The sequence below is a fragment of the Aeromonas sp. AE23HZ002T15 genome, from assembly GCF_054165525.2.
Window position 1 is genome coordinate 2,757,805 of sequence record NZ_CM201342.1, and the last position, 25,734, is coordinate 2,783,538.

Consider the following 25,734-nt stretch of genomic DNA (forward strand, 5'->3'; position numbering starts at 1 on the left):
ATAGAATGCGGATCTCCCTCTTTATCGGCCTGGGCGCCGAATTGAATCCCGAGCAGGCTCCCGGCCTGATCAGTGCCATCCACAAGCAAGTCGTCGACAGCCCCCAGTGGTGCGGCTTCCTCGGCCTGGCCGGGGATGAGCAGAGCGATCGGCGCCACCATGGCGGCCCGGAGCGGGCGCTCCATTACTACCCCGCCGATCACTATCCCTGGTGGCAGACCTGGCAAACCGCCATGGGCCTGCCGGCCCCGCGCACGCCCTGGCAACCGGCCGCCTTCGGCGAGAACCTCTCCGGCCTTGGGCTGACGGAAGCCGACGCCTGCATCGGCGACGTCTATCGCCTCGGGGAGGCCCTGGTGCAGATAAGCCAGCCGAGATCCCCCTGCTTCAAGCTGAATCAGCGCTTCGGCTATCCCCACTTCTCCCAGGTGATGCAGGTGAGCGGCCGCTGCGGCTGGCTGCTGCGGGTACTGGAGGAGGGGGAAGTGGCGCCGGATGCGGAGCTGCAGCTGGCGGACAGACCCTACCCCGAGCTGACGGTGAAACGGGCCGCCGACATCCTGTTCAACCAGGTGCGCAACGAAGCGGATCTGCAACTGATGCTGGACAACCCGGCCCTCTCGCCGAACTGGCGCCAGCATGCGGCCCATTGGCTGGAGCACGGGGTGGTGGCCGACTGGCGGCGTCGCTTGCTGGGGCCTGCTGAGTTTCAGTTGCCGCCGCAATAGCCTGGGTGTGGAGGAGGGGGGCCGCACCTTGCCAAACTTTGCGCAAATCGCTGAATTGTTGAGCGTAAAGCCATTTTTTTCCGCTGAACAGCAAAAAAGGCTTGTGTCATGTCGGGGCTTTCGGTAAATTCTCGCCCCGCAGACATCGGTGTGTAGCGCAGCTTGGTAGCGCACTTCGTTCGGGACGAAGGGGTCGGAGGTTCGAATCCTCTCACACCGACCACATTAGAAAAGGCCGCTCAATGAGCGGCCTTTTCGCGTCTGGAGGGCTCCCGTGCCGAGAGCATGGGGGCGCCTTTTCTGCATTCTCCTTCATGTCCCGAAACCTTCGTCAGTTCCTATCCTTCCCTTATTTCGTCGACGGAATATCTCCATCGATGACCCCTTCAGACCATGACGAGTCTGCCTGGCGCTGCGGTTCGATCACTCGGCGAGTGACATGCACCCGAACCTGTTCGAAGGGCCCGCCTCAGACACCCCGATCTGTATCAGGCGCGAAACAGTGTGCGTCTGGCTCGATCTGCCCCGTTATCAATGACTTGAGGTTCATCTTCGCAGGCACCTGTCTCATGACTGTGACACTCCTGGCGTGGCCTCTTCCTAACTCCTTGTTTTTACAAGTCATGTCTGCTGGCACAGGGCTTGCTCCATCGGTCTCGTCATGATGACCGGCGGTCGCAGGTGCCCGCGTCGATCGGCGCCACCTGGCCACACAAGGATGAACGTCAGAGGAGGCATCGACATGTTAGTCAGTCAGCGATGGATAAGAGTGCTGGGGGCCCTGCTAACGCTGGGGTTGCTCGGCATGACATCGGCGCAGGCCGCCGATCCCAACAACATACAGAAGACCCTGGAGGGTTGTCGCAAGGTCGCGGGGTTCACCTTCCCGGACGGCGGGCCCTATATCTGCCCCGACACGGACTACACGACGGGCAACCTCGGCAAGACCTGGAATGAATTGGACCTGGTGCCATACAGGATCACCTTCGAGGCGGGCCAGGCCGCCCCGGCTACCCAGACCTATACCCAGGCCCTGACGCTGGATCGCGAAGATGCCGGCAAGCCGGGCTACGACCTCATCTCAGCCCCGGTGTTGAACGTGGCGAAGTCCAGTGCGTCCTGTTCTGCGAGCTTTTCGGCACAGACCACGCTCTCGCCTGGGGTCGGCGGCACGGATGTGTCTATCTACCGCAGCATCACGGTCACGCAGTTGAAGAACACGACCTGCGTGTACGACTACTACGGTCGGCTGGCCCTGGGGTCGCATCTGTACCCGGGGTCATCCCTGCACGCCAACCTGTTGAATGAAGATCTCAGCACCGCTGGATCCGGCGCGCGGGACGTCTCCATCCCGGTGAAGGAGATCGAGCCACAGGAGATCTCCAAGACGATGACGGCTCATCAAGGGGCCGAGCAGACCTGGAACATTTCCAAGGGGACCGAAGATACTCTGGACTTCGGCAACGTCTGCCGCAGTGACGCGCCTGCGTCCCTCCCCGTGCAGATCACCGTCACCTGGACCAAGGCGGAGGTCATCGGCGGCAAGGTTGCGGTCAACATAGTGCTGAACGCGAAGAACCCGGCGGCGCGTACTATCACCGTCGAGCTGACAGACAAGCTCTACAAGGGGTCAACCAACGCTGGCACCCTGCTCGACACCTACACGGAGGGGCCATTCGATCTCGCCGCCGGCTTCAACGGCATGGTCGCCGAATTCACGGCCGAATTCGACGCGGCGACGGCGGGCAAGGTCGGTGACTGGCTGCACAACGAGGTATCAGGGACCTATACGGATAAAGCCACCGGCATTCCTGTTCCCGGTACGACCACGGCTACCGCTAACGCACAGATCCAGCAGGGGGCCATCACCAATGCCTCGACGGCGGTCAAGGATCTGGAGGATATCGATGGTGAGGGCCTGAAGTATGCCGTCAAGGCGCCGTCGTTTGGCAGCTTCCTGGCTGGTTATGTCGCGGATACGCAGACGGCCGGCGAGGTAGGCTGGGAGACGCTGGGTCAGACGGACGGGGGCTCCATTACCTTCGACAAGGTGGTGTATCTGGATAATCCGAAACGCGTCACCACTGGCGTGTTGCGGGATACGGCCACGCTGTCCGCGTCAGATGGATTCAAGGCCAGCACCAACGAGCTGCAGATCCCGATCGCTTCCTCGGTCAAGGCCAAGCTGACGATCCAGAAGAGCATTCCGAACTTCTTGGATACGGGCGAGAAACTCGAGGTGACCTTCCACATCACCCGCGCGAGTGACCCGAGCTTCAGCAAGACCAAGGTCATCACCTTCACCGGGGGCGGCGCGGTAGCGCAGTCCGTCACGGCCTGGGGCCTGGTTCCCGACCTTTATTACGTCGAAGAGCAGGGCAACACCTTCTTCGCCGCCGGCAGCAGCACAGGGGAGCCAGTCAACCTGGTCGACCTGCGTGATCCCGCCTTGTATCCGAACCCCAGGCCGGTGGACCTGAGGCTGGTGGACGGGATTGCCACCCGTTGTGCGGCAACCATCGACTTCCAGAACGAGCCTGCTGCCGGCTATGCCAAGGCACAGGTGCAGAAGACGACGGAGCCCGCACTGGAGAGCTCTGACGCCGATTACAACTGGAGTTTCGGGCTGTACGGTCCGGGTGGCGGCTTGCTGAGCACGCAAGTCGTGGGTGCGGGTGCCGGCTATGGCAAGTTCCAGGATGGGGGCGGCGATCTGCTGCTACTGGCCGAAGGGACCTACACAGTCGTGGAAACGACCAAGACGGGTTGGGACCTCATCTCGGCGGATCCGGATTCGGATCCGAAGAACAAGGTCTGTGACTTCGTGGTCGACTATCCGGAGGATCTTGGCAAAACCTTCTCCTGCTCCTTCCTGAACCGCGAACGCGGCAAGGCACAGGTCCTCAAGACCCTGAGCGGTAGCGCCGATCTGGGCAGTTACACCTTCAACTTCCAGCTGCGGCAGGGGGCCACCACAGTGGCCAACGGCCAGATCCTGGAGACCAAGTCGGCCACTGCCGGCAATGGTGGTACTGTCGTGTTCACGACGCTGCTCGTCCCGGGCCAGACCTACCAGATGTGCGAGATCGTCGGGCCGGGGTGGCTCAGCACGCTCGGGAGCTTCGTGCCCACGGCCTTCATGCCGCCGGATGGTGTGGCCCCCAACCCGAATGTCGACAACAGCATTCTCTGCGTCGACTTCTCGGTCAATCCGGGCCAGACCTACGCGTTCAACATCGACAACAGACCGCCACCGGGTGGCCGCGCGTTGACCATCGGCTACTGGCGGAACTGGGCATCCTGCGCCAGCTCCAACGGCAAGCAGAAACCCGTGCTCGACCAGACGCTGGCATCCTTTGCCGGTGGTGGCGTCTACATCGGCAAGTTGTTCGTGGATACCTGTCAGGAAGCCGTACGCATTCTGAGCAAGCAGGATGTCGCGAGCGGCAAGCAGAAGTCGAGTGATGCGGCGTTCAACATGGCGGCACAATTGCTCGCGGCCAAGTTGAACGTGCAGGCTGGCGCCGGCCAATGCCCGAGTGCAGTCACGGCGATGGTTGCAGGTCAGGCCATCCTTGACGGGCCCCCGCCGAGCTATGCGGTGAACTTCACCGGGACGGGGGACTATCCGAAGAAGGGCCAATTCGTGACCGAGGCGAACAACCTCGCCACGACGCTGGATAGGTACAACAACAACTACCTGTGCACGGGACCGTAACGACGCAAGGGAGTTGAATGCAAGCAGAGGGCCCGGCATAAGCCGGGCCCTTTTCTGTTCAATGCCTGCCGACGGGGACACTCGCGTCTTTGCCGACAAGGGCGGTGGTTTCCCTGCTCTCAGGTTCGCGTTGACATCCACCCATCCCCGGCATCCCAATACGTATTCCAGGGGGATGGGCCTGCGAGCCGGCCATACCAGCGACAGCGGTATCGGTACCGCTCGATACCTTGCATCGGAATGCTCAGTATCCGGCACTGGCCACGTCATAGGCTGCGGTGAACTACAGGTCTTGGAGGGCACAGCATGGCTCTATGCGACTGCGGTGTCGGTCGGTGTTCTTGGGGGGTCAGGGGCCGGCGGTGTAATGTCACGTCCATCCCGCAGCGGGCCCATGGCGGTATTGGCGGTGTGGAATACGGCATGGGATTGGGTGGATGCGGCGAGTTATCACAGATGCTGCCTGTGTGGCCGAGGTCGGTGAGAGGCGGGGCCGGGTGGGCAAGGGGCCGGTTTCTCTACCGGGGCGGCTTCAACTCTCTTGCCCCGCATGGAAGAACCGCGCAACAGGCGGCTTATTCACAGACGGGTATTTGGCCACTCCGCGACGGAGTGGGACACAAGGACTTTTTGGGGGGATTAGGCCACGAATACCGGACAGGCTGCGGCCAATAAAAGGGCCACCGCTCGGTGGCCCATGGGTGGAGTCTGATCCTGACTCCGGCACTCTAAGTTGTGGCAATCTCGTTGTGGTTCTGCTTTATGGTGCCCTCCTTGCGCCTTGGGCGCTTGCTCAGATGTGCCAGTGTTGATGGCACAATGCCTTGAAGCCACGTTGAGTCTGCAGAGTCGCATGCTTGGGGTACTCGCTGATGAAGTGGTCGAGACCCTCCATCAGTTGTGAGCGCAACGAAGACACGGGCTCATGCCAGGCTTGCAGGCAGAGATGGCCGGGGATCAACTGCTCTCGATACGCTTCCAGCAGATGTTCTGGCCAGGGTTCGATACCGGAATCATGTCGCAGTAAATAGTGGGCGGCGGGTTTACGGGCATAGATGAACTGAACTTGGGCCAGGTCGCGTTGGCTAAGCGTTTGACTACCGATATGGCAAGTCAAATATTTCCCCGTCTTCAGATCCAAGAAGTGACCGCGTTGCCGGCAGGCGATGATGCGATACCAAGGCAGGGGTGAACACAGAGAATACCCCTCTAGCTCCTGTTCCAACCAGTGACGACACTCGGGAGTATGCACCTCGTCGAGCATGCACTCGATCTGTGTCAGCAAGGCTCTGGATGGTTTGGTCGCCAGTATCGCGCTCATGGTCTGCAATCCTCCCTCTGCACACAATCCCGACTTTCAGTATGGACCTCGAACCGGTGCAGGGGGTAGGGATTCTAATGATTAAAATCGGCTTAGAAGTGCAGTTTTTATGCAATAAAGCCCTTAGCCGACGAGATAAGTACCGGTTCCGAAGGCGATGTGAGTCCCCTCCTCGTTGTGCAGCTCCATGCGGGCGACGGCCACCTTGCTGCCGGCGCGGATGATGTGGGCGGTGGCGATGAACTCGTTGCCACGGCCGGGGCGCAGGTAGTCGACCCGCAAATCTATGGTGCCGAGGCGGGAGAAGCGCTCCTTGAGGTAGCTAGGGGAGAAATCCTCCAGCTCGTCGATGCAGGAGGCCGCCACTATCATGCCTCCCGCCACGTCCAGCAGGCTGGCGGTGACGCCCCCGTGCAGGATGTTGTGGAAGGGGTTGCCGATGAGCTTTTCCTCCATCTTGATGCGCAGCTCCACCTTGTCGAAGTCGTAGTGGGTCACCTGCATGCCGATCAGCTTGTTGAACGGCATCCTCTCGGCAAACAGGTTGGCGATGCCACTGAGCGCCATCTTCTTCAGCATGTGTTTCATTCCCTGATCCCAATCCCTGGCGGCAAGCCGAGTAAAAACTCCAGCCAGTCTGCAACACTTCCGTAACAGTCGCAATGGCAGGTTTATTGTGAGCGGCGGCTGCTTTAGAATGGCGACCCCAAAGGAGTGCCCATGACCGCCATCGCCGACATTCAGCCCGACTCCCAATCCGATGCTGTGCCAGAGACGCCGCTCGCCCTGTTGCAGGCGGTGTTCGGCTACCAGCAATTCCGGCCGGGCCAGCTGGAGATCATCGAGCAGATAGTGGCGGGGCGCGATGCCCTGGTGCTCAAGCCCACCGGTGGCGGCAAGTCTCTCTGCTACCAGATCCCGGCCCTGCTGCGGCCCGGCCTGGGGGTGGTGGTCTCGCCCCTCATTTCCCTGATGAAGGATCAGGTGGACAGCCTGCGTGCCAACGGGGTGGCGGCGGTCTATATCAACTCGGCCCTGAGTCGGGAGGAAATGATCCAGAACTTCGCCGCCATGCGCCGCGGCGAGATTAAAATTGTTTACGTCTCCCCCGAGCGGCTGCTGCAACACGAATTCATGGACCGGCTGGCGGAACTGCCCCTCGGCCTGTTCGCCATCGACGAGGCCCACTGCGTCTCCCAGTGGGGCCACGATTTCCGGCCGGAATACGCTGCGCTGGGGCGGCTCAAGCAGTGGTTCCCCCAGGTGCCCGTGGTGGCGCTCACCGCCACCGCCGACGAGGCGACCCGCAGCGATATGCTGCATCGCCTCGAGTTGCAGGATCCCTTTATCCACACCGCCAGCTTCGACCGGCCCAACATCCGCTACAGCCTGGTGGAGAAGTTCAAGGCGGCGGAGCAACTGCTGCGCTATGTGCAGAGTCAGAAGGGCAACTGCGGCATCGTCTACTGCTCCAGCCGCAACCGGGTGGAGGAGGTGGCGGAGCGTCTCTCCCGCCACGGCTGCAAGGCGGCGCCCTACCATGCGGGCCTGCCGCTGGAGCTGCGTCAGCAGACCCAGGAGGCCTTCCTCAAGGACGATATCGAGATCGTGGTGGCGACGGTGGCGTTCGGCATGGGTATCGACAAGCCGAACGTGCGCTTCGTGGTGCACTACGACATCCCCAAGAACATCGAGTCCTACTATCAGGAGACGGGCCGGGCCGGCCGTGACGGCACCCCGGCGGAGGCGCTGCTGCTGTACGACCCCGCCGACATCGGCCGGGTGCGCCGGCTGCTCGACAACATCGAAAACCCCCAGCAGCTGCAGGTGGAGCAGTACAAGCTGAACGTGATGGCTGCCTTCGCCGAAGCGCAGACCTGCCGCCGCCAGGTGCTGCTGAACTACTTCGGCGAGTACAACGACAAGCCCTGCGGCAACTGCGACATCTGCCTGGATCCCCCCAAGAGCTATGACGGTACCGAGGACGCCCAGAAGGCGCTCTCCTGCGTCTGGCGGGTGGGGCAAAACTTTGGGGTGGGCTACGTGGTGGAGGTGCTGCGCGGGTCGCTGAACCAGCGTATCAAGGATCACGGCCACGACAAGCTGTCGACCTACGGCATCGGCAAGGATCAGAGCCACGAATACTGGATGAGCGTCATCCGCCAGCTGATCCACAAGGGGCTGCTGACCCAGAACATCACCCGCAACCTGGTGCTGCAGCTGACCGAGGCCGCCCGCCCGGTGCTGCGCGGCGAGCTGCCCCTGACTCTGGCGGTGCCGCGGCTGCAGCCCATCTCCAGTCGCAAGGAGAAGCGCAGCAGCCTGCTCGATAGCGCCAACTACGACAAGCGGCTGTTCAAGGAGCTGCGCGCCCTGCGCAAGCAGATCGCCGAGGAGGAGGAGGTGCCCCCCTATGTGGTGTTCAACGACAGCACTCTGGTGGAGATGGCGCAGCTGATGCCCATGACAGAGGACGAGCTGCTGGCGGTCAACGGCGTCGGCCACCGCAAGCTGGAGCGCTTCGGTGAGGCCTTTATGGACCTGATCATCGAGTATTGCCGCCGATAGCAGAGCCGCTCAGGATGAAGAGCAGCCTTATCTATATCCGGTGAATCAATTCACGGCCAAGACGATATTTTTCACTGCTGCAGGCTGGCGTAGTAGGCGGCCAGGTTCTCCATATCCGCCTCGGTGAGCGCCGCCATAAAGGGCGCCATCATGGGATCCTTGCGCTGCCCCTCCTTGAACGCCTTCAACTGCTTGACGAGGTAGGGGGCGTTCTGGCCCGCCAGGTTGGGATAGACGGGCACGCTGGCCTTGCCCTCAGGGCCGTGACAGGCGGCGCACAGCACGGTCTTCGCCTTGCCCGCCGCCACATCGGCCGCGCTGGCGGAGTGGCCGGACATCAGTGCCAGCAGGGGCAGGGCATAGACCCATCTTTGCATCTTCACTTCCTCGAATTGAAATAGCGGTATCGACCGTTGGCCCGAGAGGGGCCGGTGGCGGTATAAAGAGAGACATGAGCATACGCAGGGACGACCCCCATCACCATGAAGCTGATCAACACTTTCGCCACCGAACTGCCCTGGGCCTGTGAACCCGTTGCCCCCCAGCCCCTGCAAGGGGCCAGGATCTTGCACCTCAACCACGGCTTGTTGCGCGAGCTGGGGCTGGAGGGGGTGAGCGAGGCGGACTGGCTCGCCTGTTGTGGCCTGGGTCAGCCCCTGGCGGGCATGCAGCCGGTGGCCCAGGTCTATGCGGGCCATCAGTTCGGCGGCTACAGCCCGCGCCTCGGCGATGGTCGCGCCATGCTGCTGGGGGAGCAGACAGCCCCGGATGGCGGCCGCTGGGACCTGCACCTGAAGGGGGCGGGCAAGACTCCCTTCTCCCGCTTCGGCGACGGCCGCGCCGTGCTGCGCTCCAGCATCCGCGAATACCTCGCCTCGGAGGCGCTGCACGCCCTCGGCATCCCCACCACCCGCGCCCTGGTGCTGGTGGGCAGCGATGAGCCCGTCTATCGGGAGCAGACCGAGAACGGGGCGACCGTGCTGCGTACCGCACCGAGCCACCTGCGCTTCGGCCACTTCGAATACTTCGCCTGGAGCGGCCAGGGGGAGAAGATCCCGGCCCTCATCGACTATGCCTTGCGCCACCACTTCTCGGGGCTCGCCGACGGGGCCGAGCTGTTCACCGAGGTGGTGCGCCGCACCGCGCGGCTCATCGCCAAGTGGCAGGCGGCCGGTTTCTGCCACGGGGTGATGAACACCGACAACATGTCCCTGCTCGGGCTGACCCTGGATTACGGCCCCTACGGCTTTATCGACGCCTATGTGCCTGATTTCGTGTGCAATCACTCGGACCCTGGCGGCCGCTACGCCCTGGATCAGCAGCCGGCTGTGGGCTACTGGAACCTGCAGAAGCTCGCTCAGGCGCTAGCGGGCCAGGTAGATGGCGAGGCCCTGGCAGGGGCGCTGGCCCAGTATGAGCACCAGCTGATGTTGCACTACTCCGAGTTGATGCGGGAAAAGCTCGGCCTGGGCACTTGGGAAGATCAGGATCCGGCCCTGTTCCGCGAGCTGTTCCGGCTGCTGGCAAACCAGCGAGTGGACTATCACCTCTTCCTGCGCCGGCTCGGTGAGCTCACCGCCCAAGGCGACTGGCCTGCCCCCCTGCTGGCCCTGCTGCCGGATCCCGCCCTCTGGCAGGATTGGCTGACTCAGTATCGGGAGCGGTTGGCCCGGGAAGGCAGCGACGATACGGCCCGCAAGGGGCGGATGGATGCGGTCAATCCCAAGTACGTGCTGCGCAACGCCCTGGCCCAGCAGGTGATAGATGCGGCGGAACGGGGCGACATGGCACCGTTCGAGCGGCTGTTTGCGGCCCTGCAGCGCCCCTATGACGAGCAACCGGAATACGAGGACCTCGCCACCCCGGCTCCCGCCTGGTATTGCGGCGGCGAGCTCTCTTGCAGCAGTTGAGGGATAAAAAAGATGAATTGGCGTATCACGCAGATAGACACTGAATCAGCCGTGCTGATGCTGGATTGCCCGGGTCTGGACTGGGACAGCTTCCCGGTGCTGGCCGAGGCCCTGTTGCGGGAGTGGGAGCTCGAACCCGTCGAGCGGGACTGGGGGGTCGATCGCCACAGCTGGCAGCTGACATTCGAAGGCAGCCCGCTGCGGTTGGAGTATGAGCATCACAGCGGCTGCTGGCTGGAGGCGGTGCACTCGGCCGATGGAGAGGTGGTGCTCTGGCTGGGCCGCCAGCATCTGGGCTAACTCATCTCGGGGTGTCGAGCTGTGCCATCCCCCGCACGAGCACTCTTAGTGCCTTGTCTCCGGGCTTATCCACCGCATAAAGATTGAACTATCGGTTCCGGGGCGTATAATCTCGCCCCTCAATTATCGCCAATGGTGGCGGTATGGGTTCCCTAACCCCATTAACCAAAAAGGTCACAATATGAATCTGACCCCTGCTCAGCACCAGACGGCGCTGGTGCGTCTCTCTTTGTTCCACATCCTGATCATCGCCAGCAGCAACTACCTGGTGCAGCTGCCGATCACCATCTTCGGCTTTCATACTACCTGGGGCGCCTTCAGCTTCCCGTTCATCTTCCTGGCTACCGATCTGACGGTCCGTATCTTCGGCGCCGGCCTGGCCCGCAAGATCATCCAGACAGTGATGCTGCCGGCGCTGGCGGTCTCCTACGTGCTCTCCGTGCTGTTCTTCGAGGGGAGCTATCAGGGGGTGAGCCACCTGGCCGAGTTCAACCTGTTCGTGGCACGCATCGCTCTGGCCAGCTTTATGGCTTACCTGGTGGGCCAGTTCATGGATGTGGTGGTGTTCAACCGTCTGCGGCTGCTCAAGGCCTGGTGGGTGGCGCCGGCGGCCTCGACCCTGTTCGGCAACCTGGTGGATACCATCGCCTTCTTCAGCATCGCCTTCTGGCGCAGCACGGATCCCTTCATGGCCGAACACTGGGTCGAGATAGCGACCGTGGACTATGTGTTCAAGCTGCTGATAAGCCTGGGATTGTTCGTGCCGCTCTACGGTGTCTTGCTGCGCTACCTCAGCCGCAAGCTGGTGGGGGAGGCCGGACTGGACGGCCTGCAAACCGCGGCCCGTCAGGCCTGATTGAAGATGACCACCCTCAGGTGGTCATTTTTTCTCATTTCTTGCAAATAAAACTTGCACAGTTAAATGAGAATGATTATTGTTAACTTGTTTTCCGGGAAAGACTTCATTTGTTCCAACGTGATGGACTTCTTGTGAAGGCACGACATTGCTCACATTGCTTCCAGTTAAGGGGCCAGTAGTTTACTGGCCCTCTTTTTTTGTCTTTTTTCAGCCCCTTGCATCCGAATGTCGGCCATAAAAAATGGGAGCCAGGGCTCCCATTTTCAGTCTGTGCCTGCTTATTCGATGTCGAGGGCATCGGGGGAGAGGATCACCCCTGTGGTGTCCGCATAGAGGTGATCGTCCGGCAGGAAGGTGACGCCGCCGAAGTTCACCGGCAGATCCGTCTCACCGACCTCCTTGCTGTCGGCACCGACCGGGATGGCGGCCAGGGCCTGGATGCCGATGTCGAGATCCTCGAGGATGTCGACCTCGCGCACGCAGCCGTAGCAGACGATGCCTTCCCACTCGTTCTCCGCCGCCGTGGTGGCGATCTCGCTGTCGATCAGGGCGCGACGCATGGAGCCGCCGCCGTCGATCAGCAGCACGCGACCGGCGCCGTTCTCTTTCACGAGTTCACGGATCAGGCCGTTGGATTCGAAGCATTTGACCGTGGTGATGACGCCGCCGAAAGAGGCGCGGCCGCCGAAGGAGCAGAGCATGGGCTCGAGCACATCCACCATGTCCTGATAGATGTCGCACAGTTCTGAAGTGTTGTATTCCATTGTGTCAGATCCACCGCTGGAAACAGGTGGAACCAGTATAAGGAGTGGGGGGGGCATTTCAATGAATATTCCTCGCCCTGGTCAGGAAATCACCACTATTGCGACCGGGGTGGCGGGGGGTATTCCCATATTCGACAACGACTTGGCGCCATACAGGAAAGAATGGGGCCGTATCGGATCCCTTTTTCATCGGGGCAGCCGTCCCTACAGCAGGAACAGGGTCGCGAGACCGAGGAAGATGAAGAAGCCGCCTGTGTCCGTGATGGCGGTGATCATCACGCTGGCACCGAGGGCGGGATCCCGCCCCAGCCGGGTCATGGTCATGGGGATGATGACCCCCATCAGGGCCGCCACCAGCAGGTTCAGCACCATGGCCAGGGTCATCACGGCGCCGAGCGCCGCATCCTGATAGAGGAAATAGGTGACGACCCCCATGGTTCCCCCCCACACCAGGCCGTTGACCAGCGCTACCCCCAGCTCGCGCCACAGCAGGAAGGAGACGTTGCCGGTCTGGATCTGCTGCAGCGCCAGCGCCCGCACTATCATGGTGATGGTCTGGTTGCCCGTGTTGCCGCCTATGCCCGCGACGATTGGCATCAGGGCCGCCAGGGCCACCAGTTGCGAGATGCTGTGCTCGAACAGGCCGATGACCCGGGAGGCCATGAAGGCGGTGCAGAGGTTGATGGCGAGCCATGCCCAGCGCGTCTTCACCGCCTTGGTGACGGGGGCGAACACGTCTTCATCCTCGCTGATCCCCCCCATGCGGCGCAGATCGGTATCGCTCTCCTCATAGACCAGGTCCACCACTTCGGCGACGGTGAGCCGGCCCATCAGCTTGCCCTTGGCATCCACCACGGCGGCGGAGATCAGGTCGTCCCGCTCGAAGGTACGGGCCGCCGCCTCGTCGTTGTCTTCCGGATCGAAGGTGACGGGGTCCTTCTCCATCACCTCTTTGACCAGGGTATCCGGCTTGTGCAGCAGCACTGTGGTCAGCGGCAGCTCCCCCTGCAGCCGGTTGCGGCGGTCGGTGACGAACAGCTTGTCGGTGTTGGCGGGGATCTGGCCGCGCAGGCGCAGGTAGCGCTGCACCGTCGCCAGGCTTATCTCGGCCCGCACCGTGATGAGCTCGAAGTCCATCATGGCGCCGACCGTGTGCTTGCCGTAACGGATCACCTCCCGCACCCGGTCGCGCTGCTCCGGAGCCATGGAGGTGAGCAGCCGGCCCATCAGATTGCGGGGCAGGTATTGGCCGAGATAGATCTGGTCGTCGATGTCGAGGCTGCGCAGGGCGTGCAGCAGCTCCTTGTCACTCATGCCGCTGATGAGGCTGTCCCACACCGTCTCCGATGCCTCCACCAGGATCTGGCCGTGGCGCTCGGGGTCCACCTGCTGCCACAGCACGTGGCGCTCGTCCGGCGGCAGGGACTCCAGGGCATCGGCAATGTCGGCGGCGGGCAGGCTGTTGACCAGTTGGGTCAGCTCGCGGGTCTGGTCCCGCAGCTCGGGGTCCTGCCCCCCTTGCGGGTCGAGCAGGCTGTCGGTGAGCGCATCGTCGGCCAGCAGCAGGGTGAGGATGCGGGATCTGTCTTGTTCACGCTGTTTGGCGTTGTTCTTGGCGGGGAGAGACATGCAACAAGATTCCTGAATTCGAATACGGTGGGCCCTATGGCCATGCACCATAGGATACCAGACTCAAAACAAGAGGTTATGACGGCAAGGCAAGGAAAGTGAGGTATTTGGACAATGGGAGGGGCCATAGCATGAACAGGGAAGGCCTGCTTGAGCGGGCCTTCCTGTCGCGAGACAAGAGCCACGGGATGGATTGTCGACGAGAGCCCTCCGTGGTGACTGTTCTCTCTAGATCCTCAGCAAGTTAGGTGCCGGGTCAAACAAGGTGTTCTTGGTGATGGGCTTCAGTCTCTGTTCCACATCATCGATGAAGCGCTCAAGCCAGGCCTCCAAGGCGTTTCTGTCGATGCCTTGCAAAGGCTGCTGAGACCAGAGGATGGATTGCCCATCCAGGCTCCCTTGGACATGGGCTGGCCAATGGGCCCCGAAAAGGTTATCGCTCCGGGAGGCTTGCGGCCCCAGCTCACAATAGAGCTGCAACCACTCTTCCTGATAGCAGCCTATCAGCACTTGAAACTGGCCATTGACCTCCAGCGTATACACACCTTCTTCGCTGCTGATGGCGGCTAATCCCAAGTGCTCGAAAAGCCCTGAGAGCAGCTCGTGGTAGGCTTTGTCGTTCATGCCGCACCGCCTTTAAAGCTGTAGACCTCATACTCCTGGCCCAACCCGATCTCCATGTTGTACTTGGATCCCGGCCAGAATGCATCGGAGAACCAGGTACCAAAACTCTGCTTGTCGGGGAAGTGGAACTCGCCGAAATTAGGGTCAAAGAAGGTTACCCCTTGATGCTCATCCACATGGGCGGCCACCGTGTGCCCGGCCATCTTGCCCATGAAGCTGATTTTCTTGTACTCGGAGGTCTCGCCATTGGTATCCAGAATGGCTGATATCAATCTGGCCGGGCCCTGTGCGCCCGTGTCACCAGATGCTCTCGTCGCCGGGTATCCGCTTTTTGTCATCCGTGGCTCAACACTGTTCTGCTTGAGCCAGTTGCTGGTCACCCTGGCTTGATCATCCCCCTGGATACCGTCCATCTGCAGTTGTTTGATGGAGACCAGGGTGTCGATTTGGAACTGCCCCTTCTGTCCCCCGGTATAGAGTTGGTCGAAGATGCTCGCTCCCTTGGCGTGGGCGCTGATCCAATGAGCCGAGATGGATTCGCAGACCCCCCCTGAGGTCTCGCTGTGTTTCATTATTTCCCCAAGAAAGGCCCCCTTGGTCTGGGCAAACTTGAAGGTGACTGAACCGCCGTGTTGAGGCACGGAGTCACGCACTGTGCCCAAGAACATACGGACACCCAGATGGATCAATCGATCCTTGATCATGCTGAAACTGAAACGGCTGGTCTGATTCGGCTTGCCATCGCTGGTCAGTTGGCGATCAAGCAAGGAGTTGCCTGGCATGTTGCGTTGCACCGCCGCGGAGAGCCGCTGTAGCAGGCCCGGACGCGGGCTGGCATTTTGCAATACATGTTTTGCCAGCGGGCCTTCATTGGTGGCCATCCCCACCTGCTTGGCTGGGGCCTGGGGGGCAGGGGTTGAAGCCGGTATGTGTTGGCTGGCTTGTGTAATATTCATCATTTCTACCCATCTAGGAGTGAATGCATATCGCATCAATGATGGGGATGATATCGGGGAGCCAACCGAAGGGCTGTCACAGTCAATCTCGGTTTTTAACACTATTGGCCGCTACGGATGAGTACAAACTCGAGTGGCTTTTTACGCTGAATAGAGGCGGCATCAGAGAAATGAGGCTGGCTCTTTAACCGCCAGCCGTATCGAAGCAGAGATTATGCGCTGGCCAGTACAGGCATATCAGCCTGACCGAACCAGGCGAGCTGGTCGGCCAGGGTGACGACGGATCCCACCATGATGAGGGCCGGACTCTCGACGCCGACTGCCAGTTCGGCCAGCCGATCCAGGGTGCCGCGAATGACCCGCTGGCAGGGCTGGGTGCCGCGCTCAACGAGTGCCACTGGTGTGCTGCCGTCCTTGCCGTGAGCCATCAGGCGCTCGCTGATCGCCGCACAGGATGAAAGCCCCATATAGAACACCAGAGTCTGCTTGTCCCGGGCCAGCAGGGGCCAGTCGAGATCCTGGGTGCCGCCCTTGCCGTGGGCGGTGACGAAACGTACGCTCTGGGCGTGATCCCGGTGGGTCAGCGGAATGCCGGCGTAGGCGGCGCAGCCGCTCGCCGCCGTGATCCCCGGCACCACCTGGAAGCCCACGCCGCTGCCAACCAGCGTCTCCAGCTCCTCGCCGCCGCGGCCGAAGATAAAGGGGTCTCCTCCCTTCAGCCGTACTACCCGCTGCCCCTTTTTCGCCTCATCCAGCAACAGCTGGTTGATGCCCTCTTGGGGCACGCAGTGGTTACCCGCCTGCTTGCCGACGAAGATGCGCTTGGCATCCCGGCGCACCAGCGCCATCACCTCGTCCGATACCAGCCGGTCATAGACCACCACGTCCGCCTGCTGCATCTGGCGCAGGGCGTGCAGGGTGAGCAGACCGGGATCGCCTGGGCCGGCCCCCACCAGGATCACTTCCCCCTTGGCAGCGGCATCATCGGCAAACAGGTTGTCGGTCAGCTGATTGGCAGCCGCCTTGTCGCCCCGGGCCAGCGCCTGACCGAGGCGATCGGCCCCGAGCAGCCGCTCCCAGAACTGGCGCCGCTCCCCCATGGTGGCGAAGCGGGCCTTGACCCGATCCCGCAGGCCGCCGGCGAAGGCTGCCACGGCGCCGAGATGCTGGGGCAGCAAGGCCTCCAGCTTCTCGCGCAGCAAGCGGGCCAGTACCGGGGCCTTGCCGCCGGAGGAGATGGCCACCATCAGGGGCGAGCGGTCGATGATCGACGGCATGATGAAGCTGGAGCGCTTGGGGTCATCCACCACGTTGGCGAAGATGCCGGCCTGGTTCGCGCTCTGGTAGACCAGAGCATTCACCTCGCGCCGATCGGTGGCAGCCACCACCAACCACTTGCCCGTCAGCTGCGCCGGCTCGAATTCGCCGGCCAGCCAATCGATGGTCCCGGTGTCGGCAAGGGCAGCCAGCTCGGGATCGAGCTCGGGAGACACCACCGTCAGGCGAGCACCGGCATCCAGCAGCAGGCGCGCCTTGCGCTCCGCTACCTCTCCGCCTCCAACCAGCAGCACGGGTTTGTTATCGAGTCGACAGAAGATGGGCAAGTAGTCCATGGGACCTCCGGATCAGGCGGTTTGAGTCTGGCTGACGGTGTTCTCGGTCACGGCAACCGGGCGCTCCGCCTTGGGGGTGGCATACCAGTAGCCCAGACCCATGAAGAGGGCGCCGGAGACGGTATTGCCGAGGGTCACCCACAGCAGGTTGTGGCCTATGCCGCTTAGGGTATAGGCGTCGGAGTGAGCACCGAACCAGGAGAGGGCGAACAGGGTCATATTGGCGACCGAGTGCTCGTAGCCGGAGGCGATAAAGGCCAGCAGACACCACCAGATGGCGATGAATTTGGCGGCGCCTTCGGTGCGCAGCGCCATCCAGATGGCGAGGCAGACCAGCCAGTTGCAGAGGATCCCTTTCATGAACAGGGTCAGGGCCGGTGCCTGGGTCTTGGCCAGCGCCACCTTGTGGGCCAGGCTGCCCGCGTCCGGCAGCAGGCTGCCGCCGTAGGAGTAGATCAGCGCCACCGCGATGGAGCCGAGCAGGTTGCCGGCCCAGGTCTGGGGCAGGATGCGCAGCAGGTCCCCCATGGCAATCTTGCCGGTTTTCACCCCGAAGGTGAGGAACATGGTGTGACCGGTGAACAGCTCGGAGCCGGCGATGATCACCAGGGTCAGGGCGATGCCGAAGGTGGCCCCCATTACCAGCGGACGCACGCTCGGATCCACCAGGTTGCCCAGGGTGAAGATGAGTATGATGCCGAGGCCCACATAGGCCCCCGCCATGGCGGAGCTGAGCCAGAAGCCGAGCTTGTCGCTGCGCTCGAAGCGGTTGATGCGGGCCGCGTTGGCGGCGCACTTGTTGATGCTGTCGGTATACATATGGATTCTCTTTAGAGGGGCCGCCCGCGGGCAGCCCTGATATTCATGGTGTTAGACGGCGACCCAGACCTGCTGGTCACGCACTTCGACCGGGTAGCCCTGCACTGACATGGCCGCATTTTCTAGGCAGTGGCCATCGCTCAGGCGGAAGTGCTGCTTCTTGAGGGGGCTGGCGACCCAGAGCTCGCCCTCGTGTTCGCAGATGATGCCCCGCGACAGCACGTTGGCGGCGAAGAAGGGGTCCCGGTTGTCGATGGCGAACACCTCGGCCGCGTCGCTCGGGCGGAACAAGGCTACTTGGCGACCCTCGATCAGGGCACAGACGCCGGTACCTGGGAATATGTCATTGAGTTGGCAGGCTAATTTCATCATTTTGTCTCCACCTCGATCTGGTAGACGGGGATGCGCTCGGCCGGGGTAGCCGGTCTGTGCTGGTCACGTTCGGTGACGAACTGCACGTCCGGATCGCGCTTGCCGCTGTTGATGAAGTGGCTGAAGCGCTTGAGCTGCTCCTCTTCATTCAGGGTGCGGGACCATTCGCACTCGTAGCTGTCGATCAGCACCTGGATGTCGTGCTCCAGGGTGGCATTCAGTCCCAGCTTGTCGTCGACGATCACCTCGCGCAGGTAGTCGACGCCCCCTTCCAGGTTGCCGAGCCAGACCGAGGTGCGCTGCAGTTTGTCGGCGCTGGTGACGTAGAACATCATAAAGCGGTCTATCAACCGGACTAATTCTTCGCGGTCCAGATCCGAGGCGAGCAGGTCGGCGTGGCGCGGCTTCATGCCGCCGTTGCCGCCCACATAGAGGTTCCAGCCCGCGTCCGTGGCTATGATGCCGACGTCCTTGCCCTGGGCTTCCGCGCATTCGCGGGTGCAGCCGGAGACACCGAACTTCATCTTGTGGGGGGTGCGGATGCCCTTGTAGCGGTTCTCGAGGAAGACCCCGAGGCCGACGCTGTCCTGTACGCCGAAGCGGCACCAGGTGCTGCCGACGCAGGTCTTGGCCATGCGCAGCGCCTTGGCGTAGGCCTGACCGGTCTCGAAGCCGGCGGCCAGCAACTTGCGCCAGATGGCGGGCAGATCGTCTTTCTGCGCACCGAACAGGCCGATGCGCTGGGCACCGGTGATCTTGGTGTAGAGCTGGTAGTCGCGGGCCACCTCGGCCACCGCCAGCAGGCCTTCCGGGGTCACCTCACCACCGGCCATGCGCGGGATGACGGAGTAGGTGCCGTCCTTTTGCATGTTGCCGAGGAAGATATCGTTGGTGTCCTGCAGCTGGGTGTTCTGCGGGGTCAGCACATAGTCGTTCCAGCAGGAGGCGAGGATGGAGCCGACCGTGGGCTTGCACACCTCGCAGCCACGGCCCTGGCCGTGCTTGGCCAGCAGCTCGTCGAAGCTCTTGATCCCTTCCACCTTGACCAGATGGAACAGCTCCTGACGGGAGTAGGAGAAGTGGCCACAGAGGTGGTTGTTGACCTCTATGCCCTGCTTCACCAGTTCGGCATTGAGCACCTGGCTGATGAGCGGCACGCAGCCACCGCAGCCGGTACCTGCCTTGGTGTGCTGCTTGATGGCGGCCAGGGTAGTGTGCCCTTCCGCGACCGCCTGAGCTATGTCGCCCTTGGAGACGTCGAAGCAGGAGCAGATCTGGGCGCTGGCGGGCAGGGCGTCGACCCCCAGGGTCGGCTTGGCACCGGCGTAGGCGGGCAGGATCAGGGTGTCCGGGTGAGCAGGCAGCGGCATGGCGTTGAGCATCAGCTGCAACAGGTTGCCGTAGTCATCCACGTCACCGACCAGCACGGCGCCGAGCAGGCGGCTGTTGTCTTCGCTCACCACGATTTTCTTGTAGACGCCGGCCTGGTCGTCCTGGAACACGTAGCTGTGGCTGCCGGGAGTGCGGCCATGGGCATCGCCGATGGAGCCGACGGAGACGCCGAGCAGCTTGAGCTTGGCGCTCATGTCCGCCCCCTCGAAGCGGCTGTCGCCGCCGAGCAGGTGATCGACGGTGACCTGGGCCATCTTGTAGCCAGGGGCCACCAGACCGAAGAAGCGATCCTGCCAGGCGGCGCACTCGCCGATGGCATAGATGTCGGGATCCGAGGTGAGGCAGCTGTCATCGATCAGCACACCGCCACGGTCGGCGATGGCCAGCTCAGAGTAGCGGCCGAGGGTGTCCTGCGGGCGTATGCCGGTGGAGAAGACCACCACGTCTACTTCAAGCATGCTGCCGTCGGCGAAGGCGAGGCGATGCCTGGCCTCCTTGCCGCCGTGCATCAGGATCTCGCTGGTGCTCTTGCTGGTGTGCACCTGCACCCCCATGGACTCGATCTTGCGACGCAGCAGCTGGCCGCCCTGACCGTCGAGCTGCTCCGCCATCAGCACAGGAGCGAACTCCACCACGTGGGTCTCCAGACCCAGGGCCTTGAGGGCGCCAGCGGCTTCGAGGCCGAGCAGACCGCCGCCTATCACCACCCCGCTCTTGCCACTCTTGGCGGCGCTGCGGATGGCCTTGAGGTCCTCGATGGTGCGGTAGACGAAGCACTCGTGGTGCTCGCTGCCCTTGATCGGCGGCACCCAGGGGTAGGAGCCGGTGGCCAGCACCAGCTTGTCATACGCGACCACGGTGCCCTTGTTGGAGTGCACCTCGCCCTTGGCGCGGTCGATCAGCTTGACCGCCTCGCCGAGCAGCAGGCGGATGCCGTGCTTCTCGTAGAAACCGGGTTTGACGAGGGAGAGATCTTCGCTGGTGTGGTGGGAGAAATAGGAAGAGAGATGGACACGATCGTAGGCGGGACGGGGTTCTGCACCGAAGACGGTGATCTCGAACTGGCCGGGATCGGACCGCTCGATCAACTCTTCGATGAAGCGGTGCCCCACCATGCCGTTACCTATGACGGCCAGTCTGACTTTGCTCATGATTGCCTCTGGATTGGAGTAATAAAACATCATTCTGGGGTTAGGCTACCCAGTCGGAGGGGGTGGGCAATTGATGCAAATCAAGTGTCTATTTATATATCCCCTCAGGGGTAAGTTGGTGAAATTAAACGCTATCTATAAATGGGTATTTTGATGGTGTGATTAGACCCCTGATGGGGCCAGAGCGACATGCGGGGTCTAATGCCGGGTCTGGGGCAGGGTCACTGGGTCGGTGGCCGAAAGAAAAGAAGGGGGGCTAGGGGGTTGCGGCTTATTCCTGAGTGCTTGGTCGTTAACTTTCGTCACTGGGCTCAAGCATAAGGGGGTTGTGCACAGATCTCGCGAATGAGGCGGCGCAGCCAGCGGTGGGCCGGATCTGCGTCCAGCCTAGGGTGCCAGAGCAGGGCCAGGGTGATGCCGGGCAGGGGGAAGGGCAGGGGGAGCCTCACCAGATCCCCATGCAGGCTGGCGCAGTGCAGCTCGGGCACGGTCGCCACCAGATCGCTGTGTTGAACCAGGGTCAGGGCCGTGGCAAAGCCGGGCACCAGAGTCGTGACATGGCGCTCCAGCTTGAGGGCGGCCAGCGCCTGGTCTATGGGGCCATGCTCCTGGCCACGGCGCGAGACCAGTATGTGGTGGGCGGCGGCGTAGCGGGCGGCGGTCAGGGGCCCTTCACACAGGGGGTGGCCGGGGCGCACCACGGCGACGAAGCGATCCCGGAACAGGGCCTGGGTATGCAGCTCGGGTGCCGTATTGGCGCCAATCACCCCTGTTTCGAAATCCAGCTCACCGCGGCGCAATGGGCTGCTCTCCTTGTCGGGCTTGGCCACGAAGTGCAGCCGTACCCCGGGTGCCTCGGTCGCGAGCCGGGCCAGCAGGGCGGGGCCGAGCGTCTCCACAAAGCCGTCGCTGGCGCGCAGGCGAAAAGTGCGCACCAGATGGGCCGGATCTATCTCTTGCTGGGGCCGCAGCACGGCTTCTGCCTCCTGCACCAGGCGGGCGACCTGGTCGCGTAGCATCAGTGCACGCGGGGTGGGGACCAGACCTCGGCCCGCCCGCACCAGCAGGGGATCCCCTGTGGTGTCGCGCAGTCGGGCCAGGGCCCGGCTCATGGCGGAGGGGCTGAGCCGCAGTCGTCGGGCTGCGCCGGCCACGCTGCCCTCCTCGAGCAGGACATCCAGGGTGATCAGCAGGTTGAAGTCCGGTGTTGTCATGAGCGTGCCTTCGCCGAGTTGGAGCCTGCGAGTGAATCTCCGGGCCCTCAGTGCTTAGCATACAGGATGCGGCGTCACCGTATATGGCGTAAGGTGCACGGATAAGCTGCAAGCCATGCGTCTTCCGCCCGCTCAGCACGCTGGCTAGCCTTGTCGACATCTTTTCTCGCCGAGTGCATGCCATGTTCCATCCCACCTCACTCTCTACCGCGACGACCCGCCGTACCGGCCTGCTGGCGCTCGGGCTCTCTACCCTGCTGCCCATGCTGGCGGGCAGCATGGCCAACCTGGTGCTGCCGGCGCTGGGAGCGGCATTTGTCGTGCCCTTTGCCAGCCTGCAATGGGTGCTGGTGGCCTATTTGCTGGGCATCACCTGCCTGACCCTGGTGGCGGGGCGGTTCGGTGACAGGCTGGGTCGCCGCCGTCTGCTGCTCGCAGGCACGGCCCTGTTCATGCTGGCCTCCCTGCTCTGTGCCCTGGCGCCGAGCATGGGTTGGCTTATCGCGGCGCGGGCCCTGCAGGGGACGGGAGCGGCCTGCATGCTCGCCCTGGCGCTCGCCATGGTGGGGCAGCTGGTGCCGGCGGATCGGCGCGGCTGGGGCATGGGGCTGCTCGGTACCCTGTCGGCCTGCGGCACGGCCCTCGGTCCCTCGATGGGCGGCCTGCTGGTGGAAAACCTCGGCTGGCAGGCCCCCTTCCTGTTGCTGGTGCCTCTCGGCCTGCTGGCGCTGGTCGCAGGCATGATTGGCTTGCCGGCGGATGAGCAGGAGCGGGAGGGAAAAGTCATCAACCCAGGCAGTCTGCTGGCATTGACGAGCGCGCTGCTCTGCTATGGTTTGCTGCTGAGCGCGGGGCGTGAGTATTGGTATGGGCTGGTTCCTGTCGGTGTGCTCGCCACCTGGCTGCTGGTGCGAAATGAACGCCATGCCAGCGCCCCTCTGCTGCCACTGACGCTGCTGCATGAACCTGCGCTGCGAGGTGGCCTGCTCGGCAGCGCCCTGGTGGCGAGCGTGATGGTATTGACCCTGCTGATCGGCCCCTTCTATCTGCACGGGGTGTTTGGCCTTGGCCTGACCGAGGTGGGGCTCTGGATCTCGGGTGGTCCCCTGCTGGCTGCGTGCACAGGCCTGCCAGCAGGCTGGCTGGTGGACCGTTTGGGGGCAAGAGCCGTGGTGCGACTCGGTCTGGGGGCCATGTTGATCGCCACGCTGGGGTTGGTGACTTTGCCCATCTCCTGGGGGCCGCTTGGTTATCTGTTGCCCATCTTGTTGCTGACGGCGGGGTATGCGCTGTTTCAGACCGCCAACAACAGTGCCGTGGTGGGGGCCGCGAGCGAGCAGCACAGGGGCGCCGTGGCGGGTTTGCTGACTCTGGTCCGAAATCTGGGTCAACTGACGGGGGCGGCCGGGTTGGGTGGCTTGTTCGCCATGCTGGTGGGGGTTGAGAACCTGGGGGACGTCAGTGCGGCTGCGCTGCGATCGGGTATGCAGCTCAGCTTCGCGTTGGCGGGGCTGCTGATTGGATTGAGCCTCCGGGTTGCTGGCGGGCAGACAAGGCGCGCGCTGGCGCTGGATTAACGGCAGATAGACAAACGCCTCCATAAGGGAGGCGTTTTGATATGAGAGCGTCTGCGCTTAGAGGATTATAAAACAGCTCAGATCCTCGTCTTCGATCAACCTGTTACAGGATAAAGCGGCTCAGATCCTCGTCCTCGATCAGCTTGCCGAGGTGGGCGTTGACGTAGTCCGCATTGATCACGAAGGTCTCGCCGGACTTCTCGGAGGCATCATAGGAGATGTCTTCCATCAGCCGCTCCATCACGGTATGCAGGCGACGGGCACCGATGTTCTCGGTGCGCTCGTTGACCTGCCAGGCGGCCTCGGCCAGGCGGCGGATACCGTCCTGGGTGAACTCGATCTTGACCCCTTCGGTGGCCATCAGCGCCTGATACTGATCGGTCAGGGAGGCGTTCGGCTCGGTCAGGATGCGCTCGAAGTCTTCGGTGGTGAGCGCGGTCAGCTCGACCCGGATCGGCAAACGACCCTGCAGCTCGGGGATGAGGTCGGACGGACGGGCGACCTGGAAGGCGCCGGAGGCGACAAACAGGATATGATCCGTCTTCACCATGCCGTGCTTGGTGTTAACTGTGCAACCTTCCACCAGAGGCAGCAGATCGCGCTGCACCCCCTCGCGGGAGACGTCGGGGCCCGAGCTCTCGCCGCGCTTGCAGATCTTGTCGATCTCGTCGAGGAAGACGATGCCGTTGTTCTCCACCGCGTGGATGGCTTTTTGCTTCAGCTCTTCCGGGTTGACCAGACGGGCGGCTTCCTCTTCGATCAGCGCCTTCATGGCCTCCTTGACCTTGATCTTGCGCTTCTTCTTCTGTTGCTGACCCAGGTTCTGGAACAGGCCCTGCAGCTGGTTCGCCATCTCTTCCATGCCCGGCGGGGTCATGATGTCGACGCCCATAGGGCTGGCGGAGAGCTCCAGCTCGATCTCCTTGTCATCCAGCTGACCCTCCCGCAGCTTCTTGCGGAAGATCTGGCGGGTGTTGGAGTTGTCGGCCTTCTCCTCCTCGCCCCAGCTGTTGCGGGGGTTCGGCAGCAGGGCGTCGAGGATGCGCTCCTCGGCGGCTTCCTCGGCGCGGAATTTCATCTTCTCCATCTCGGTCTCGCGCACCAGCTTGATGGCGACATCGGTCAGGTCACGGATGATGCTGTCCACTTCCTTGCCCACATAGCCCACCTCGGTGAACTTGGTGGCTTCCACCTTGATGAAGGGGGCGTTGGCCAGCTTGGCCAGGCGACGGGCGATCTCGGTCTTTCCGACGCCGGTCGGGCCTATCATCAGGATGTTTTTCGGGGTCACCTCGTGGCGCATCTCCTCAGAGAGCTGCATGCGGCGCCAGCGGTTGCGCAGGGCCACGGCCACCGCGCGCTTAGCGTCGGCCTGACCGATGATGTGGCGGTCCAGCTCGTGGACGATTTCTCTCGGGGTCATCTCGGACATGATGGCATTCCTGTATCCGGGGCGGGCAGGGCCCACTCCTTGAAAATGGGCTTATTTCGGCTCGGTTTCTTTCGGATCGTAATTCAGCACTTCGACCGTGTGATGCTGGTTGGTGAAGACGCAGATGTCACCGGCGATCTTGAGGGACTTCTCGACGATGCTCTTGGCATCCAGATCGGTATTTTCCAGCAGGGCGGTGGCGGCGGACTGGGCGAAGTTGCCCCCCGAGCCGATGGCGATGAGATCGTGCTCCGGCTGCACCACGTCACCGTTGCCGGTGATGATGAAGGACTTGTGCTCGTCGGCGACCGCCAGCAGGGCCTCAAGGCGGCGCAGGGCGCGATCGGTGCGCCAGTCTTTCGCCAGCGCCACGGCGGCACGTTCCAGGTTGCCCTGGTGGGCCTGCAGCTTGGCCTCGAAGCGCTCTAGCAGGGTGAAGGCATCGGCGGTGCCGCCGGCGAAGCCAGCCAGTACCTTGCCGTTGTAGAGACGGTGAACCTTGCGGGCGTTGCCCTTCATGACGGTGTTGCCAAGGGAGACCTGGCCATCACCACCGATCACGACTTGGCCGTTGCGGCGGACAGAAACTATGGTAGTCACTTTACTTACCTCGCTTGAGCCGAAAGACGGCCTGACTGTGCATGGCAAGAAAGATGGGGGTCGGATCCGGGCTTTTCAACCCTGAGCCGCAAGGGGCGAAAAAGGGGGCTCGTTTGGACTGAGCGTCACTTGCAGATAAAAAGAAGGCAGGGCGCTGGCCCTGCCTTCTGATTTCCGGTGAAGGGGA

General features: G+C 62.6%; 21 protein-coding genes and 1 tRNA gene. 8 read left to right on the forward strand and 14 right to left on the reverse strand.

The window, feature by feature from the left end; genetic code table 11:
- Positions 1-5: 5 nt before the first annotated feature.
- From ACT5M9_RS12855 to ACT5M9_RS12865, 3 genes are all read left to right on the forward strand, one after another.
- On the forward strand, positions 6-728 hold the full coding sequence (locus ACT5M9_RS12855; RefSeq protein WP_457982564.1) for an MOSC domain-containing protein: 723 nt from the start codon (positions 6-8) through the stop codon (positions 726-728).
- Positions 729-874: 146 nt separating this feature from the next.
- Positions 875-951: transfer RNA gene (locus ACT5M9_RS12860), tRNA-Pro, on the forward strand.
- A 519-nt stretch (positions 952-1,470) separates the two neighbouring features.
- Positions 1,471-4,446 carry a hypothetical protein gene (locus tag ACT5M9_RS12865; protein WP_457982562.1) on the forward strand — a complete coding sequence of 992 codons (2,976 nt, stop codon included), beginning with the start codon at positions 1,471-1,473 and terminating at the stop codon, positions 4,444-4,446.
- 793 nt (positions 4,447-5,239) lie between these two features.
- Here the strand turns inward: ACT5M9_RS12865 and ACT5M9_RS12870 are convergent.
- Together ACT5M9_RS12870 and ACT5M9_RS12875 are read right to left on the reverse strand one after the other, a co-directional pair.
- Positions 5,240-5,767 carry an AbiTii domain-containing protein gene (locus ACT5M9_RS12870; RefSeq protein WP_438551452.1) on the reverse strand — a complete coding sequence of 176 codons (528 nt, stop codon included), beginning with the start codon at positions 5,765-5,767 and terminating at the stop codon, positions 5,240-5,242.
- Between the two features lie 123 nt (positions 5,768-5,890).
- Complete coding sequence (locus ACT5M9_RS12875) at positions 5,891-6,355, reverse strand: thioesterase family protein (protein WP_438551453.1); 465 nt, start codon at positions 6,353-6,355, stop codon at positions 5,891-5,893.
- A gap of 132 nt (positions 6,356-6,487) precedes the next feature.
- Here ACT5M9_RS12875 and recQ point away from each other — a divergent pair, with 132 nt between their 5' ends.
- Positions 6,488-8,335, forward strand: a complete 1,848-nt coding sequence (gene recQ, locus ACT5M9_RS12880) for an ATP-dependent DNA helicase RecQ (protein WP_457982561.1) — start codon at positions 6,488-6,490, stop codon at positions 8,333-8,335.
- 71 nt (positions 8,336-8,406) lie between these two features.
- Here recQ and ACT5M9_RS12885 read toward each other — a convergent pair whose 3' ends face one another.
- Entirely contained in the window at positions 8,407-8,712 is a 306-nt protein-coding gene (locus tag ACT5M9_RS12885; RefSeq protein WP_457982559.1) for a c-type cytochrome, read from the reverse strand.
- Positions 8,713-8,817: 105 nt separating this feature from the next.
- On the opposite strand from ACT5M9_RS12885, the gene ACT5M9_RS12890 reads away from it, so the two are divergent.
- The 3 genes from ACT5M9_RS12890 (at position 8,818) to ACT5M9_RS12900 (ending at position 11,401) form a co-directional block, all read left to right on the forward strand.
- Positions 8,818-10,245, forward strand: coding sequence for a protein adenylyltransferase SelO (locus tag ACT5M9_RS12890; RefSeq protein WP_457982558.1), 1,428 nt, complete (start codon positions 8,818-8,820; stop codon positions 10,243-10,245).
- Between the two features lie 12 nt (positions 10,246-10,257).
- Positions 10,258-10,545 carry a DUF3630 family protein gene (locus tag ACT5M9_RS12895; protein ID WP_457982557.1) on the forward strand — a complete coding sequence of 96 codons (288 nt, stop codon included), beginning with the start codon at positions 10,258-10,260 and terminating at the stop codon, positions 10,543-10,545.
- Between the two features lie 181 nt (positions 10,546-10,726).
- On the forward strand, positions 10,727-11,401 hold the full coding sequence (locus tag ACT5M9_RS12900; RefSeq protein ID WP_457982556.1) for a 7-cyano-7-deazaguanine/7-aminomethyl-7-deazaguanine transporter: 675 nt from the start codon (positions 10,727-10,729) through the stop codon (positions 11,399-11,401).
- A gap of 281 nt (positions 11,402-11,682) precedes the next feature.
- Here ACT5M9_RS12900 and rraA read toward each other — a convergent pair whose 3' ends face one another.
- The 9 genes from rraA to ACT5M9_RS12945 form a co-directional block, all read right to left on the reverse strand.
- Positions 11,683-12,168 carry a ribonuclease E activity regulator RraA gene (gene rraA, locus ACT5M9_RS12905; RefSeq protein WP_438551459.1) on the reverse strand — a complete coding sequence of 162 codons (486 nt, stop codon included), beginning with the start codon at positions 12,166-12,168 and terminating at the stop codon, positions 11,683-11,685.
- Positions 12,169-12,372: 204 nt separating this feature from the next.
- The gene (gene mgtE / locus ACT5M9_RS12910; protein ID WP_457982555.1) at positions 12,373-13,797 is read right to left on the reverse strand and encodes a magnesium transporter; all 1,425 of its coding nucleotides are present in this window, start codon (positions 13,795-13,797) and stop codon (positions 12,373-12,375) included.
- A gap of 228 nt (positions 13,798-14,025) precedes the next feature.
- Positions 14,026-14,421: a CesT family type III secretion system chaperone gene (locus ACT5M9_RS12915; protein ID WP_457982554.1), complete on the reverse strand. Its 396-nt coding sequence runs from the start codon at positions 14,419-14,421 to the stop codon at positions 14,026-14,028.
- Positions 14,418-15,302: a YopT-type cysteine protease domain-containing protein gene (locus ACT5M9_RS12920; protein ID WP_457982553.1), complete on the reverse strand. Its 885-nt coding sequence runs from the start codon at positions 15,300-15,302 to the stop codon at positions 14,418-14,420. Before ACT5M9_RS12920 ends, ACT5M9_RS12915 begins: the two co-directional genes overlap by 4 nt.
- A gap of 287 nt (positions 15,303-15,589) precedes the next feature.
- Positions 15,590-16,990 (reverse strand): siroheme synthase CysG, encoded by a 1,401-nt coding sequence (cysG, locus tag ACT5M9_RS12925; RefSeq protein WP_457982551.1) that lies wholly within the window; start codon positions 16,988-16,990, stop codon positions 15,590-15,592.
- A gap of 12 nt (positions 16,991-17,002) precedes the next feature.
- Positions 17,003-17,809: a nitrite transporter NirC gene (nirC, locus tag ACT5M9_RS12930; RefSeq protein WP_457982550.1), complete on the reverse strand. Its 807-nt coding sequence runs from the start codon at positions 17,807-17,809 to the stop codon at positions 17,003-17,005.
- 51 nt (positions 17,810-17,860) lie between these two features.
- Positions 17,861-18,178 (reverse strand): nitrite reductase small subunit NirD, encoded by a 318-nt coding sequence (gene nirD / locus ACT5M9_RS12935; RefSeq protein ID WP_457982548.1) that lies wholly within the window; start codon positions 18,176-18,178, stop codon positions 17,861-17,863.
- Entirely contained in the window at positions 18,178-20,724 is a 2,547-nt protein-coding gene (nirB, locus tag ACT5M9_RS12940) for a nitrite reductase large subunit NirB (RefSeq protein ID WP_457982547.1), read from the reverse strand. The genes nirD and nirB overlap by 1 nt, the downstream gene beginning before the upstream one ends.
- A gap of 311 nt (positions 20,725-21,035) precedes the next feature.
- Positions 21,036-21,938 carry a LysR family transcriptional regulator gene (locus tag ACT5M9_RS12945; RefSeq protein WP_457982545.1) on the reverse strand — a complete coding sequence of 301 codons (903 nt, stop codon included), beginning with the start codon at positions 21,936-21,938 and terminating at the stop codon, positions 21,036-21,038.
- Positions 21,939-22,120: 182 nt separating this feature from the next.
- Between ACT5M9_RS12945 and ACT5M9_RS12950 the strand changes: the two genes are divergently transcribed.
- Positions 22,121-23,515, forward strand: coding sequence for an MFS transporter (locus ACT5M9_RS12950; protein ID WP_457982544.1), 1,395 nt, complete (start codon positions 22,121-22,123; stop codon positions 23,513-23,515).
- Between the two features lie 103 nt (positions 23,516-23,618).
- Here ACT5M9_RS12950 and hslU read toward each other — a convergent pair whose 3' ends face one another.
- Together hslU and hslV are read right to left on the reverse strand one after the other, a co-directional pair.
- The gene (hslU, locus tag ACT5M9_RS12955) at positions 23,619-24,947 is read right to left on the reverse strand and encodes an ATP-dependent protease ATPase subunit HslU (RefSeq protein ID WP_100859969.1); all 1,329 of its coding nucleotides are present in this window, start codon (positions 24,945-24,947) and stop codon (positions 23,619-23,621) included.
- Positions 24,948-24,998: 51 nt separating this feature from the next.
- Positions 24,999-25,547, reverse strand: a complete 549-nt coding sequence (gene hslV / locus ACT5M9_RS12960; RefSeq protein ID WP_457982542.1) for an ATP-dependent protease subunit HslV — start codon at positions 25,545-25,547, stop codon at positions 24,999-25,001.
- Between the last annotated feature and the right edge of the window lie 187 nt (positions 25,548-25,734).

Bases quoted from the DNA above. Each gene is read 5' to 3' on its own strand.
- ACT5M9_RS12855 (WP_457982564.1), top strand. From the start codon at position 6: ATGCGGATCTCCCTCTTTATCGGCCTGGGCGCCGAATTGAATCCCGAG.
- recQ (WP_457982561.1), top strand. From the start codon at position 6,488: ATGACCGCCATCGCCGACATTCAGCCCGACTCCCAATCCGATGCTGTG.
- ACT5M9_RS12900 (WP_457982556.1), top strand. From the start codon at position 10,727: ATGAATCTGACCCCTGCTCAGCACCAGACGGCGCTGGTGCGTCTCTCT.
- nirB (WP_457982547.1), bottom strand. From the start codon at position 20,724: ATGAGCAAAGTCAGACTGGCCGTCATAGGTAACGGCATGGTGGGGCAC.
- rraA (WP_438551459.1), bottom strand. From the start codon at position 12,168: ATGGAATACAACACTTCAGAACTGTGCGACATCTATCAGGACATGGTG.
- ACT5M9_RS12915 (WP_457982554.1), bottom strand. From the start codon at position 14,421: ATGAACGACAAAGCCTACCACGAGCTGCTCTCAGGGCTTTTCGAGCAC.
- cysG (WP_457982551.1), bottom strand. From the start codon at position 16,990: ATGGACTACTTGCCCATCTTCTGTCGACTCGATAACAAACCCGTGCTG.
- ACT5M9_RS12870 (WP_438551452.1), bottom strand. From the start codon at position 5,767: ATGAGCGCGATACTGGCGACCAAACCATCCAGAGCCTTGCTGACACAG.
- ACT5M9_RS12945 (WP_457982545.1), bottom strand. From the start codon at position 21,938: ATGACAACACCGGACTTCAACCTGCTGATCACCCTGGATGTCCTGCTC.
- ACT5M9_RS12865 (WP_457982562.1), top strand. From the start codon at position 1,471: ATGTTAGTCAGTCAGCGATGGATAAGAGTGCTGGGGGCCCTGCTAACG.
- mgtE (WP_457982555.1), bottom strand. From the start codon at position 13,797: ATGTCTCTCCCCGCCAAGAACAACGCCAAACAGCGTGAACAAGACAGA.
- ACT5M9_RS12890 (WP_457982558.1), top strand. From the start codon at position 8,818: ATGAAGCTGATCAACACTTTCGCCACCGAACTGCCCTGGGCCTGTGAA.
- ACT5M9_RS12895 (WP_457982557.1), top strand. From the start codon at position 10,258: ATGAATTGGCGTATCACGCAGATAGACACTGAATCAGCCGTGCTGATG.
- ACT5M9_RS12920 (WP_457982553.1), bottom strand. From the start codon at position 15,302: ATGGCCACCAATGAAGGCCCGCTGGCAAAACATGTATTGCAAAATGCC.
- nirC (WP_457982550.1), bottom strand. From the start codon at position 17,809: ATGTATACCGACAGCATCAACAAGTGCGCCGCCAACGCGGCCCGCATC.
- ACT5M9_RS12950 (WP_457982544.1), top strand. From the start codon at position 22,121: ATGTTCCATCCCACCTCACTCTCTACCGCGACGACCCGCCGTACCGGC.
- hslU (WP_100859969.1), bottom strand. From the start codon at position 24,947: ATGTCCGAGATGACCCCGAGAGAAATCGTCCACGAGCTGGACCGCCAC.
- nirD (WP_457982548.1), bottom strand. From the start codon at position 18,178: ATGAAATTAGCCTGCCAACTCAATGACATATTCCCAGGTACCGGCGTC.
- ACT5M9_RS12875 (WP_438551453.1), bottom strand. From the start codon at position 6,355: ATGAAACACATGCTGAAGAAGATGGCGCTCAGTGGCATCGCCAACCTG.
- ACT5M9_RS12885 (WP_457982559.1), bottom strand. From the start codon at position 8,712: ATGCAAAGATGGGTCTATGCCCTGCCCCTGCTGGCACTGATGTCCGGC.